1 protein-coding gene and 1 pseudogene are annotated in these 15058 nt (G+C 73.4%); both read left to right on the top strand.

The features are described from left to right. Window positions 1-3: 3 nt before the first annotated feature. Window positions 4-8898 (top strand): SDR family NAD(P)-dependent oxidoreductase, encoded by an 8895-nt coding sequence (locus tag ACQPZF_RS28460; protein ID WP_433262053.1) that lies wholly within the window; start codon window positions 4-6, stop codon window positions 8896-8898. Between the two features lie 28 nt (window positions 8899-8926). Further along, a pseudogene (locus tag ACQPZF_RS28455) lies at window positions 8927-14923 on the top strand (thioester reductase domain-containing protein); the annotation flags it as partial. Window positions 14924-15058 lie beyond the last annotated feature (135 nt).

The following is a 15058-nucleotide window of genomic DNA, read 5'->3' as shown; positions in this document are numbered from 1 at the left end:
GACGTGGCTGACGAAGACAAGCTCCGCGACTACCTCAAGCGGGCCATCGCGGACGCCCGCGACGCGCGCCGGCGGCTCAAGGAGGCGGAGGACCGCGAGCAGGAACCGGTCGCGATCGTCGGCATGGCCTGCCGCTACCCCGGCGACGTGCGGTCGCCGGACGACCTGTGGCGGCTGGTGGCGGACGGCGGCGACGCCGTCACCCCGTTCCCGGCGAACCGGGGCTGGCCCGCCGACCTGCACGACCCGGACCCGGACCAGGTCGGCCGGTCCACCACCGACCACGGCGGCTTCCTGCACGACGCGGACCGCTTCGACGCGGAGTTCTTCGGCATGTCGCCCCGCGAGGCGCTGGCCGTGGACCCGCAACAGCGACTGCTGCTGGAAACCACCTGGGAGACCGTGGAAAGCGCCGGCGTCGACCCGGAGTCGCTGCGCGGCAGCCGCACCGGCGTGTTCGTCGGCGTGATGTACAACGACTACGGCTCCCGTCCCAACCTCCCGCCCGACGAGGCGGAGGGCTACCTGTTCAGCGGCAGCGCGGGCAGCATCGCGTCCGGTCGCCTGGCGTACACGTTCGGGCTGGAAGGCCCGACCGTCACCGTCGACACGGCGTGCTCGTCGTCCCTGGTTGCGCTCCACCTGGCCGCGAACGCCCTGCGGCGAGGCGAATGCACGCTGGCGCTGGCCGGTGGCGCGACGGTGATGTCCACGCCGACCGCGTTCATCGAGTTCTCCCGCCTGCGCGGCCTCGCGGCGGACGGCCGCTGCAAGTCCTTCTCCGAGCACGCGGACGGCACCGGCTGGGCGGAGGGCGTCGGCGTCCTGCTGCTGGAGAAGCTGTCCGACGCGCGCCGCAACGGCCACCGGGTGCTCGCCGTCGTGCGCGGGTCCGCGGTGAACTCCGACGGCGCGTCCAACGGCCTCACCGCGCCCAACGGCCCAGCCCAGGAACGCGTGATCCGCGCCGCCCTGGCCGCCGCACAACTGTCCATTTCGGACGTGGATCTGGTGGAGGCGCACGGCACCGGCACGACTCTGGGCGACCCGATCGAAGCACGGGCGGTGCTCGCGACCTACGGCCAGGACCGCGCCGATCCGGTGTGGCTGGGGTCGTTGAAGTCCAACATCGGGCACGCCCAGGCCGCAGCCGGTGTCGGCGGTGTCATCAAGGTCGTGCAGGCGATGCGGCACGGCGTCCTGCCGCGTACTTTGCACGCCGAGGAGCCGTCCACGCACGTCGACTGGTCGTCTGGCGCGGTGGAACTGCTGACGGAGGCTCGCGAGTGGCCCCGTGCCGACCGGCCCCGGCGCGGTGCGGTGTCGTCGTTCGGTTTCGGCGGCACCAACGCGCACGTCGTGATCGAAGAAGCATCGCCCGAGGGATTGGACCGCGACGACTCGGCGCACGAAGACCCGATGCGCGAGGGACCGGTGCCGATCGTGTTGTCCGGCCGGAGTCCGGAAGCGGTCGCGGCGCAGGCACGTCGGCTCGCCGAGCACGGCGCGGTCGGCGCGGATGCCGCGTTCACCCTGGCCACCCGCACCCCGATGCCGTACCGCGCGGCGTCGACCAACTTGGCGGACTTCCCCGAAGCGGTCATCCCGAAGCGCGGCAAGCTCGCGTTCGCCTTCACCGGCCAAGGCGCGCAACGCGTCCGCATGGGCCTCGCACTCGCCGAGCACCACCGGGTGTTCGCCCAGGCCTTCGCCGAGGTCTGCGAGCACCTGCCGGTGCGTGCCGTGATCGAGTCCGGCGACGGCCTCGACCTCACCGGCAACGCGCAGCCCGCCCTGTTCGCCGTCGAAGTCGCGCTGTTCCGGCTCCTGGAGTCCTGGAGCATCCGCCCGGACCTCCTGGTCGGCCACTCCATCGGCGAACTCGCCGCCGCCCACGTCGCAGGCGTCCTGTCCCTGCCCGACGCGGCGAAGCTCGTCGCCGCCCGCGGCCGGCTCATGCAGGCCCTGCCGACCGGCGGCGCGATGGTCGCCGTGCAGGCCGCCGAGGACGAGATCGACCTCCCGGACGGCGTGGCGATCGCGGCGGTCAACGGCCCCCGGTCGGTCGTCCTGTCCGGGCCGGAGGACGCGGTCCTGACGGCCGCCGAAGGCCTGAAGAGCAAGCGACTCACGGTCAGCCACGCGTTCCACTCCCCCGCGATGGACCCCATGCTGGCCGACTTCCGCGCCGTGGCAACGACTCTGGACTACCGGCAGCCGGAGATCCCGGTGGTGTCGACGGTCACGCGTCACGCGGACTGGACGGACCCCGAGTACTGGGTGAACCAGGTCCGTGCCACGGTCCGGTTCCACGACGCACTCACCACGCTCCACGACGAAGGCGTCCGCACCCTCGTGGAACTCGGCCCCGACGCCGTCCTCTCCGGCCTCACCGCCGCCGCATACGACGACATCAAGCCCGTGCCGATGCTGCGCGCCGACCACGCCGAACCGCTGACGGTGGCCGACGCGCTGGCCGACCTGCACATGCAGGGCGTCGACCCGGACTGGACCGCCGTCTTCCCGGCCGCCCACCACGTCTCCCTGCCCACGTACGCCTTCCAGCGCAAGAGGTTCTGGCTCTCCCCGGTCGCCGGGGACGGGGCGGCGGCCGGATCAAGCCCCGCCGGACATCCCTTGCTGGGCTCGATGGTCGAACTGTCGGACGGTTCGACCATCCTCACCGGCAAGCTGTCCACCGCCGGCCACCCGTGGCTGGCCGACCACCGCGTCCACGGCACGATCGTCGTACCCGGCACGGCATTGGTGGAAATGGCGGGCGACGTCGCCGAGTTGACCGTCACCGCCCCGCTGGTCGTGCCCGACCACGGCGCGGTGACCGTGCAGATCGTGCGCACCGACTCGACCGTCGAGATCCACTCCCGCCGCGACGACGAACCGTGGACCCGACACGCGACCGGCACCCGCGGGACACCTGACACCGAGCCGGACAGCCTGGCGGTGTGGCCGCCCGCCGGACCCGAGGCCGAAATCTCCTACGAACGCCTCGACCAGCACGGCTACGGCTACGGCCCGGCCTTCCGAGGCCTCCGCAAGGTATGGCGGAGCGACGCCGAGGTCTTCGCCGAGATCGAACTCCCGGAAGACCTGCCGACCGCCGGATTCGCGATCCACCCGGCACTGTTCGACGCCGCACTGCACGCGCTCCTGCCGGGGATGGTGGAGGACCGACCCGCCCGCCTGCCGTTCGCGTGGTCCGGCGTCCGGTTCCACGGCACGGCGGGCGCCTCGGCCCGCGTCCGGATCACCCCCACGGGCCCGGAGACGGTCGCGATCCTGGTCGCCGACAGCGCCGGCACGCCGGTCGTGTCCGTCGCCGACCTCACCCTCCGCCCCCTCACCGGCCCTGTGACCGGCGCGAACCTGCTGTTCACGCCGACGTGGCGGGCCACGCGCGCCACGGTCGACCACATCGTCCGGCCGCTCGTTCCCGAAGGGTCGGTGCCTTCCCAGGCCCGTCAGGTCACCCATGAGGTGCTGAAAGCGCTTCGTGAAACCGATGCCGAGGTCGTCGGCATCGAGATCACCGACGACCTCACCCACGCAACGATCCCCGGCCTGGTCCGGAGTGCCGCAGCGGAGCACCCCGGCCGGTTCGTCCTGCTGCGCGACGGGGAAGCGGTCGAACCGGTCCTCACCCCCGCCGCGCCGCCGCAGGACGACGGCCCGACCTGGGACACGGTCCTGGTCACAGGTGCGAGCGGCGCACTCGGCGAAGCCGTCGCCCGGCACCTGATCACCCGGCACGGCGCGCGCAAGCTCGTCCTGCTCAGCCGCAGTGGCCGGACGCCGGAGCTGAGTGGCGCGGAGATCGTTTCGGTGGCCTGCGACGTCGCGGACCGGGACGCGCTGGCCGCCGTGCTGGCCGAGCACCCGGTGACGGCGGTCGTCCACACGGCCGGGGTGCTGGACGACGGCGTGATCGAGTCCCTGACGCCCGAACAGGTGGACAAGGTGTTGCGCCCCAAGGTGGACGCGGCCTGGAACCTGCACGAGCTGGTGGGGGACGTAGAGGCGTTCGTGCTGTACTCGTCGCTCGCAGGCGTTTTGGGCACGGCTGGTCAGGCGAACTACGCGGCGGGCAACACCTTCCTGGACGCGCTGGCCACGTATCGGCACGCCCACGGTCTGCCTGCGACCTCGCTGGCGTGGGGGCTGTGGGACACCGACAGCGCGATGTCCGGCCGACTGTCCGAAGTGGACCGAAAGCGGATCGGGCGGCTGGGGCTCAAGCCGATCGCGGTGGACGAGGCGCTGGCGGCGTTCGACGCGGCGGTGGCGACCGGCGAGCCGGTGCTCGCGGTCACCGGGCTGGACCGGGCGGCGTTGCGGGACGATCCGCACCCGGCGTTGCGGGAGCTGGCCCCGAAGCGGCGCAAGGCGCGGCGGACCGAGGCCGTGACCGACGTGCGGGCGTTGACCGAGCTGGTGCGGTCGCAGGTCGCGGCGGTGCTCGGGCACGCGGACCCGGCCGGCATCGACGCGCAGCGGGCGTTCACCGAGCTGGGGTTCGACTCGTTGACCGCGGTCGAGTTGCGCAACCGGCTGGCCAAGGCCACCGGGCAGCGGCTGGCCACGACGCTGGTGTTCGACCACCCGACACCGGCCGCGCTCGCGGCCCACCTGGCGGGCACGATCGCGCCCGCCGAGACCGGGCGGACCGCCGTGGCGGACGAGCCGATCGCGATCGTGGGCATGGCGTGCCGCTACCCGGGAGGGGTGCGGTCGCCGGAAGACCTGTGGCGGCTGGTGGCCGACGGGGTGGACGCGATCGGCGACTTCCCGGCCAACCGGGGCTGGGACGTGCCTTACGATCCGGACCCCGAGCGGTCCGGCACCACCTACACGAGGTCCGGCGGGTTCCTGTACGACGCGGACATGTTCGACCCGGAGTTCTTCGGCATGTCGCCCCGGGAGGCGCTGGCCACCGACCCGCAGCAGCGGCTGCTGCTGGAAACCGCCTGGGAGGCCTTGGAACGCGCGGGCGTCGACCCCGGCGCGGTGCGGGGCAGCCGGACCGGCGTGTTCACCGGTCTGATGTACCACGACTACGGAACCGGCGGCGCGTTGCCGCCCGAGCTGGAGGGCTACCTGGTCGGTGGAACGTCCGGCAGTGTCGCGTCCGGCCGGGTCGCCTACGCGCTCGGTCTGGAAGGACCGGCGATCACGGTCGACACGGCGTGCTCGTCGTCGCTGGTGGCGCTGCACCTGGCGGTCAACGCCCTGCGGAGCGGTGAATGCGATCTGGCGCTGGCCGGCGGCGCGACGGTGATGGCGACGCCGACGGCGTTCGTGGAGTTCTCCCGGCAGCGTGGGCTCGCGCCGGACGGCCGGTGCAAGCCGTTCGCGGCGGCGGCCGACGGGACCGGGTGGTCCGAGGGTGCCGGTGTGCTGTTGGTGGAACGGCTTTCGGACGCCGAGCGCAACGGGCACCAGGTCCTGGCGGTGGTCCGTGGGACGGCGGTCAACCAGGACGGCGCGTCCAACGGGCTCACCGCGCCGAACGGCCCGGCGCAGCAGCGGGTCATCCGGGCCGCGCTGACGGCTGCCGGCCTAACACCGTCCGATGTGGACGCGGTGGAGGCACACGGCACCGGCACGACGCTGGGCGACCCGATCGAAGCCGAGGCCCTGCTCGCGGTCTACGGCGGTGAGCGGGCCCGGCCGTTGGCGTTGGGTTCGCTGAAGTCCAATCTCGGTCACACGCAAGCGGCTGCCGGGGTCGGCGGGATCATCAAGATGGTGCAGGCGATGCGGCACGGCATCCTGCCGCGCACGCTGCACGTCGACGCGCCGACACCGCACGTCGACTGGTCGTCGGGCGCAGTGGAACTCCTGACTGAGCAAAGGGAATGGTCGACCGAAGGGCCGCGCCGCGCGGCGGTGTCGTCGTTCGGGGTCAGCGGCACCAACGCGCACGTGGTCCTGGAGCAGGCGCCGGCGGCGGCCGAAGCCGAGGCAGCCTCCGGGCCGGTGCCGGTGGTCGTGTCCGCGCGCACGGAGGAGGCGTTGGCGGAGCTGGTGAAGCGGTTGGCCTTGACGGACGTGCCGTTGGCCGACCTCGCGTACACGCTGGGCACGGGTCGGGCGTTGCTGGAACGCCGGGCGGTGGTCGTCGCGTCGGAGCACGAGGACTTGAAGAACGTCGAAACCCTGCCTCAGGCCCGTGACGGGCGGGTGGCGTTCATGTTCACCGGCCAAGGGTCGCAGCGGGTCGGCATGGGGCTGGCGCTCGCGCAAGCGTTCCCGGTGTTCGCAAAGGCTTTCGAGGAAGTCTGCGCGCTGCTGCCGGTGCGGGCGGCGATCGAGTCCGGAGAAAGCATCGACGACACGGGGACCGCGCAGCCCGCGTTGTTCGCGGTCGAAGTGGCGCTGTTCCGGCTGCTGGAATCGTGGGGCGTGCGGCCGGACTTCGTGGCGGGGCACTCGATCGGCGAGATCGCGGCGGCGCACGTGTCCGGTGTGCTGTCGCTGGCGGACGCGGCGAAGCTGGTCGCCGCACGGGGTTCGCTGATGCAGGCGCTGCCGCCGGGTGGGGCGATGGTCGCGGTGCAGGCGGCCGAGGACGAGCTGGACCTGCCGGAGGGCGTGGCGATCGCGGCGGTCAACGGTCCGCGTTCGGTGGTGCTCTCCGGGGACGAGGACGCCGTGTCGGCGTACGCGGCCGGGTTCCGGCACACCCGGCTCGCCGTGAGCCATGCGTTCCACTCGCCGCTGATGGACCCGATCCTGGCTGATTTCCGTGCGGTGGCCCATGGGTTGACCTACCGCGAGCCGACCATCCCGGCCGTGTCCACGGTGACCGGCGGCGTGGCGGACTGGACCGACTCCGAGTACTGGGTGCGGCACGTGCGCGAGCCGGTGCGGTTCGCCGACGCCGCCCGGAACCTGGTCGACGCGGGTGTCACGACGTTCGTCGAGCTGGGTCCGGACGCGGTGCTGACCGGCCTGCTCGGAGCGGTCCTGCCGGCCGGCTCGGCGGCGCTGCCGGTGCTGCGGCGGGACCGGCCCGAGCAGCACACGGCGGTGGAGCTGTTCGGCCACCTGCACGCGCGGTCGGTCGCGGTCGACTGGTCGGCGTTCCCCGGTCGGCGGACCGTGCTGCCGACCTACCCGTTCCAGCGGGAGCGGTACTGGCTCAGCCCTCGGCGGCGCACCGCGAGCGGGCACCCGGTGCTGGACGCGGCCGTGCCGATCGCGGGGCGGGACGAGGTGTTGTTCAGCGGCGTGACCGAGAAGCCGTCGACCGGCGCGGAGCTGGCCGAGCTGGTCTGGCACGCGGGCCGCGAGGTCGGGTTCCCGGTGGTGGACCTGGACATCGTGGCGCTGCCCGAGGCCGGGCGGCTCCAGGTCAAGGTCGGCGAGCCGGACGGCGACACGCGTCCGGTGACGGTGCACGCGTGGCAGGACGGCTGGGTCGAGCAGGCCCGGGGCACGCTGACCGCCGGCCCGGTGGTGGCCGCCCGCGTCGACCTGAGCCTGGTCGCCGACGACCTGGAGCCCGCCGTGTGGCGTGGTCTGCGGGCCACCGCGCCGGGGACGGCCGTGCGGTTCGACGGGACGGCGTTCCTGGACGAGCGGGGTGGCGAGGTCGCCCGTGCCGAGGTGGAGTTCCGTGCGCTGAACCGGATTCCGCTGTACGAGGTGGACTGGGTGCCGGTGGAGCTGCCGGACGTCGACGGCCCGGAGCCCGAGGTGATCCGCGTGACGGCCGGGCCGGACCCGGTGGCGACCGCGCACTCCGCCACCCGGCACGTGCTGGCGGAACTGCGCGAGCGGGCCACCGACGGCAGTCGGGTGGTGGTGCTGACGCCCGATCCCGCCGACCCCGGCGTGGCGGCGGTGTGGGGTCTGGTGCGCGCGGCGCAGGTCGAAGCGCCGGACCGGATCGTGCTGGTCGGGGGCGAGCCCGGCGGTCTCGCGAGGGTCGTGGCGGCCGATGAGCCGCAGGTCGTGTTCCGGGACGGTCGGGCGCTCGCGCCACGGCTGGTGCAGGTCACGGCCGACCCCCGGCCGGTCGACGGCGCGGTGGTGCACCGGCCGGCCGTGCCGGACAGCGCGGTGCTCGCGGGTCTCACCGACGAGATGCTGGCCGACACGTTGCGGGACACCGTCGATCGCGCTTGGGAGCTGCACCGGGAGACCGAAGGCCGGTTGGTGTTCGTGTCCACTGTGGAGGGACTGGGAGCGACGGGATACGCGCACTACGCGGCGGGCGTGGCGTTCATGGAGGCGTTGGCCCGGCAACGGGGCGGGCTGGCCGTCACGCTGGCGGACCAGGTGACCCTGATGGCCGTGGACCGGCCCGCCGTGGTGGCGGCTCCGCTGTCGGCGTTGCCGCGCACCGCTCTGCTGCGCGATCTGGTGCCGGCAACGCCGCGGGTGTCGTTGGCCGAGCGGCTGACGGGCGCGGTGAACGGGGACCGCCGCCGACTGGTGGAGGAGGCGGTGCGGAGCCAGGTCGCGGCGGTGCTCGGCCACGGCGACCCGCGGCGGGTCGACCTGGAACGGCCGTTCGGCGACCTCGGGTTCGACTCGCTGACCGCGGTGGACCTGCGCAACCGGCTGGCCGCCGCGTCCGGTGTCGCGCTGGAGGCGACGCTGGTGTTCGACCACCCGACGCCGGCCGCGCTGACCGGGCTGCTGCTCGACCGGCTCGCACCCGACGACACCCCGCCGGTGCTGGCGGAGCTGGACCGGCTCGAAGCCGCGCTCACCGAGGCGGACGACGACCACCGCGCCACGGCCACCGAGCGGCTGCGCACGATGCTGTCCCGGTTCGGCGGGACGACCGGCGACCGGCCCGACTTCGAGGCCGCGTCCACCGCCGAGCTGTTCGACTTCATCGACAACCAACTTGGCCGCGCCGCGAGCTGACCGCCCACGACTATCGAGGAGGACTCCCGTGTCGAACGAGGAACGGCTGGTCGACTACCTGAAGTGGGTCACCGCCGACCTCCAGCAGGCGAGGCGGCGCATCGCCGAGTTGGAGACGCCCGAACCGGTGGCGATCGTCGCCATGGCGTGCCGCTACCCCGGCGGCGTCGGGTCGCCGGAGGAGCTGTGGCGGCTGGTCGCGGACGGCCGGGACGGCATCACGCCGTGGCCCGCCGACCGGGGCTGGGACGTGGACCGGCTCTACGACCCGGAACCCGGTCTGCCGGGCCGGTCCTACACCCGCGAAGGCGGTTTCCTCGACCACGCCACGGAGTTCGACGCCGCGTTCTTCGGCATCTCGCCCCGCGAGGCGCTGGGCATGGACCCCCAGCAGCGGGTCTTGCTGGAGACCGCGTGGGAGCTGTTCGAACGGGCCGGGATCGACTTGGACGCGGTGCGCGGCAGCCGGACCGGTGTGTTCGCGGGCGTGGGGGAGCAGAGCTACCTGGGGTTGGCCGGGCCGGAGGAGCTGGAGGGCTTCCTCATGACCGGCAAGCTGGGCAGCGTGGCGTCCGGCCGGATCGCCTACACGTTCGGCTTGGAAGGACCGGCCGTCACCGTCGACACGGCGTGCTCGTCGTCGTTGGTGGCGCTGCACCTGGCGGTGCGCTCGCTGCGGGACGGGGAGTCGACGCTGGCCGTCGCGGGCGGCAGCACGGTCTACGGCTCGCCCACCGGCTACGTCGACTTCTCCCGCCAGCGCGGGCTCGCGCCGGACGGGCGGTGCAAGTCGTTCGCCGGCGCGGCCGACGGCACCGGCTGGTCGGAGGGAGTCGGCCTGCTGCTGCTGGAGAAGCTGTCCGACGCGCGGCGCAACGGCCACCCGGTGCTCGCGGTGGTCCGCGGGACGGCGGTCAACCAGGACGGCGCGTCCAACGGGCTCACCGCGCCGAACGGCCCGGCCCAGGAACGTGTCATCCGCGCCGCCTTGGCCGACGCGCGACTGTCCACTTCGGATGTTGACGTCGTGGAGGCGCACGGCACCGGCACTCGGCTCGGTGACCCGATCGAAGCGCAGGCGTTGCTGGCCACCTACGGTCAGGGGCGTGCGACGCCGTTGTTGTTGGGATCGCTGAAGTCCAACATCGGTCACAGCGTCGCCGCGGCCGGCGTCGGCGGGGTGATCAAAGTGGTGCAGGCGATGCGGCACGGCGTCGCGCCGCGCACCCTGCACGTGGACGAGCCGACGCCGGTCGTGGACTGGTCGTCCGGCGCGGTCGAGTTGCTGCGCGAAGAACGCCCGTGGCCTTCGGTGGACCGGGCGCGGCGGGCAGCGGTGTCGTCGTTCGGGGTCAGCGGCACCAACGCGCACGTGATCCTGGAGGAGGTGCCCGAAGAGTCGGCCGAGGCCGGTGTCGTGACGGGCGAGCTGCCGTTCCTGCTGTCCGCGCGAAACCCGGAAGCTCTGGCCGCGCAGGTCTCTCGGCTCCACGAGTTCCTGGACGCGCGGCCGGAGATCTCGCCGCTGGACGTCGCCTACACCCTCGCCACGGGCCGCACGGCGCTGGAGCACCGGGGCGTCGTGGTCGCCGAAGACCGCGAAGAACTGTTGGCCGGCCTTCAGGATTTCGACGGCGGCGCACCGGTTCCGGCCGGCGGTCGGGTGGCGTTCCTGTTCACGGGGCAGGGGGCGCAGCGTGCTCGGATGGGGCGCGACCTGCACGAGCGTTTTCCGGTGTTCGCGGAGGCGTTCGACGAGGTGTGCGTGCTGCTCGACCCGCATCTCCCCACGCCGCTGCGGGACGTGGTGTTCGGCGATGATTCCGGGCTGCTTGATTCTGGGCTGCTGCACCAGACCCGCTACACCCAGCCCGCGCTGTTCGCGTTCGAGGTGGCGCTGTGCCGGCTGCTGGAGTCGTGGGGCGTGCGGCCCGACTACGTGGCCGGCCACTCGCTCGGCGAGCTGACCGCCGCGCACGTGGCCGGGGTGTTCTCGCTGGAGGACGCGTGCGCGCTGGTCGCAGCGCGGGCCCGGCTGATCGGCGACCTGCCGGCCGGCGGGGCGATGGTCGCGGTGGCCGCGCCGGTGGCGGAGGTCGAGCCGCTGCTGACGCCGGAGGTCGGGGTGGCGGCGGTGAACGGGCCGGCCGCCGTGGTGCTGTCCGGTGACGAGGAAGCGGTGCTGGCCGTCGCCGCCGTGCTGCGCGAGCGAGGGCGCAAGACCAAGCGGCTCACCGTGAGCCACGCGTTCCACTCGCCGCGGATGGACCCTGCACTGGAGCCGTTCCGCGCGGTCGCCGCCGGGATCACCTACCACGCGCCGGAAATCCCGGTCGTGTCGAACGTGACCGGTGCGCCGGCGGGCAGCGAGCTGTTGCGGTCGCCGGACTACTGGGTGCGGCACGTGCGGTCGGCGGTCCGGTTCGCGGACTGCGTGCGGGCCTTGGTGAAGGAAGGTGTGACGACGTTCGTGGAGGTCGGCCCGGACGCGGCACTGGCCCCGATGGTGCGGGACACGGTCGATGCTCCCGCGGTCGCCCTGCAACGTGCCGGCCGTGGACTGGTCGGCGCGCTCGGGGCGTTGCACGGCAACGGGATCGCGGTCGACTGGCGGGCGTTCTTCGCCGACACGGGGGCACGGCGGGTCGATCTGCCGACGTACCCGTTCCAGCGGCAGCGGTTCTGGGTGTCGCAGGCGGAGGCGGTCGACCCGGACGAGCTGGGCTTGGCCGACGCCGAACACCCGTTGCTCGGCGCGGCCGTCCCGGTGGCGGGCGCCGACGAGATCCTGTTCACCAGCAAGCTTTCGGTGCGCTCGCAGCCGTGGCTGGCCCGGCACCGCGTGCACGGCTCGGTCGTGCTGCCGTCCTCGGCGCTGGTGGAACTGGCGATCCGGGCCGGTGACGAGGTCGGCCTGCCCCGGCTGGCCGCGCTCGACGTGACCGCGCCGGTCGTGGTGCCGGACCGGGGCGGGGTGCAACTCCAGGTCCGGGTGCGCGGGAGCGAGCTGACCGTGCACACGCGGCTCGACGGAGAGTGGACGCCGCACGCCACCGGCACCCTCGCGCCGAGTGCTGTCGGCACGTGGCCGGGGGCGGGGGAGTGGACCGACCTGCCGACTGTTCCGGCGGACGGCTTCCGCCTGCACCCCACACTGCTCGACTCGGCGCTGCGCCTGCTCGGCGACAGGGACGGGGACAGGGACGGCGACGGGGACAGGGACAGGGACGGCGACGGGGACGGGGGCCGGGACAGGGGCAGGGACGCCGTGGCGTGGCGGGACGTCGAGCTGCACGCGACCGGAGCGTCCGACCTGCGCGTGCACGTTGCCGGTGACAAGGTCTGGCTGGCCGACCCGAGCGGCGGGCCGGTCGCCACCATCGGATCGGTGCGATTGGCTCCGACTCCCGCCGAGTCGGTGGCGGAGGCTCTGTTGCGGCCCAACGACGCCCTACTCCGGGTCGTGTGGGAACCGGTCGGGCTGCCGCCGTCCGACATCGAACCCCGTGTGGTGAAATGGCTTCCCGGTGAGGACCTGCACACCCGGGCGGCGTCGGCGCTGGCCGATCTCCAGACTGCGGAGACGTTCGTCGCCGTCACCTCGGGTGCGGTCCACGACGTGACGGACGTGGACGGCGCGGCGCTGTGGGGGCTGGCGCGGTCGGCGCAGTCCGAGCAGCCGGGCCGGATCGTGCTGGTGGACCTCGACGACGACCCGGCTTCGGAGGCCGCCATCCCGGCGGTCGTGGGCTCCGGCGCGCCGCAAGCCGTGGTGCGGAAGGGAATTGTGCACCTGCCCCGGTTGACGGGAGTCGAGCCGGGCCGGAACCGTTGGCGCACCGACGGAACCGTGCTGGTCACGGGCGGCACCGGCACGCTCGGCGCGCTGGTCGCCCGGCACCTGGTCGAGGCGCACGGCGTGCGGGACCTCCTGCTCACCAGCCGGCGCGGCCTCGATTCGCCCGGTGCGCGAGAACTCCACGACGAACTGGCCGCGCTCGGGGCGAGCGTCCGGATCACGGCGTGCGACGTGGCGGACCGGGAGTCACTGCGCGCGGCGGTCGAAGACAGCCGGCTGGCCGTTGTCGTGCACACGGCGGGTGTGATCGATGACGGCCTGGTCGGCGACCTGACACCGGAGCGGCTGTCGACCGTGTTGCGCCCCAAGGCCGACGCGGCGTGGCACCTGCACGAGCTGGCGGGCGACGCGCCGCTCGTCCTGTTCTCGTCCCTCGCGGGCGTGATCGGCGGGGCCGGGCAGGGCAACTACGCCGCCGCCAACGCCTACCTGGACGGCCTCGCGGCCTACCGCGCCGCCCGAGGCCTGGCCACCACATCCGTCGCGTGGGGCCTGTGGGCGGAGACCAGCGGCATCACCAGCGGTCTGGCCGACGCGGACCGGCAGCGCATCGCCAGGGCCGGTTTCCGGCCCGTCGAATCGGCCCGCGGGCTGGCGATGCTCGACACGGCGGTGGCGTCCGGAACCCCGGCCCTGGTGGGAGCCCCGCTGGACCTGGCCGCGCTGCGGTCACGCCCGGACCAGGTGCCGCCGCTGCTGCGGACGCTGCTGCCCACCGTGCGGCCGACCGCCCGGAACGGCGCGCCCGCCCCGAACCTGGCGGACCTGCCCGAGGCGGAACGGCGCGCCGCGATCGCCGACCTGGTCCACGACGAGATCGCGGCCGTGCTGGGACTGTCCGGCGAGGTGGCCGACAAGCCGTTCCCGGACCTGGGTTTCGACTCCCTGCTGTCGGTCGAGCTGCGCAACCGGATCGCCGCCGCCACCGACCTGACCCTGCCCGCGACCGTCGTGTTCGACCACCCCACGCCGAGCGCGCTGGCGGCGTTCCTGGCGGGTGCGGCCGGGGTCGAGGACGTGGACTACACCGCCGCGCTGCCGGAGGAGATCCGACCGGCGGCGGAGGTCGTGCGCACCGTCGACTCGCCGGACCACGTGCTGCTGACCGGGGCGACCGGCTTCCTCGGCGCGTTCCTGTTGCGGGAACTGCTGACCGCGTCGGCCGCGACCGTGCACTGCCTGGTGCGCGAGGAGGACGAAGCCGAAGGGCTGCGCAAGATCGAGGCCAACCTCCGCTGGTACCGGCTGTGGGACGAGGTCGACCCGCACCGCCTGCGGGTGGTCGTCGGCGACCTGGCCCAGCCCCGGCTCGGGTTGACCGAAGAGGCGTTCGACTCGTTGTCCCGCAAGGCGGACGCGGTCTACCACGCGGGCGCGACGGTGAACTGGCTGCGCCCGTACGCGGACCTGCGCGCGCCCAACGTCCAGGGCACCCAGGAGATCCTGCGCCTGGCGGCCCGGCACCGCACCGTCCCGGTGCACCACCTGTCCACCACCGGCGTCTTCGCCGGGGCCCGCGAGCCGGGCGTGCCGCTGACCGTGGACGACCCGACCGGCCCGCCCGCCGACCTGCCCAGCGGCTACCTGCGCAGCAAGTGGGTGGCCGAGCAGCTCATCGGCCAGGCGCGGGAGCGCGGGCTGCCGGTGCAGGTGTACCGGGTGGACCTGGTGTCCGGCGACCAGGTCAACGGAGCCTGCCAGACCAGGGACTTCGTCTGGTTGAGCACCAAGGGCCTGGTGCAGGCGGGCGTCGTGCCGACGGACCTGTCCGGGGCCGTCCCCATGGTCCCGGTCGACTACGCCGCGGCGGCCGTCGTGGCGCTGTCCAAGGATTCCGGTGGCACCTACCACCTCTACAACCCCGGTCAGGTGAGCTGGCCGGAGATCGTGGATCGGCTGCGGGCGCACGGCTACCCGCTGGCGGAACGGGACTGGGCGGAGTGGCGGCGGACCGTCCTGGCGGACCGCGACAACGCGCTCATCCCGCTGCTCGACGCGTTCGAGCTGATGACCACCGACAGCGCGGCGTTCTACCCGCTGGTGGACGTGTCGCGGACGGAGGAGGCGTTGGCGGGCACCGGGATCACGTGCCCGCCGATCACCGGGGACCTGGTGGACACCTACATCGGGTTCTTCGCGTCGTCCGGCTACTACCCGGCTCCCTGAACGGTGGCGCCTCAGCCGGCGTCGGATGCGCCGCGGCCCTTGGTCCGACCCCTCGACGGTTGCGAGGGAGGCCGGACCAAGGGCCGCTGTCACGTCCGAACCACGTGTGGCATCACGTGGCGTAGCAGGCGACTG

This window comes from Actinosynnema sp. CS-041913, from assembly GCF_050942485.1.
In the GTDB taxonomy this organism is placed as follows: Bacteria; Actinomycetota; Actinomycetes; order Mycobacteriales; family Pseudonocardiaceae; genus Actinosynnema.
Note: the sequence above shows the minus strand (reverse complement) of the source record. Positions and strands in the feature narration are given on the sequence as shown.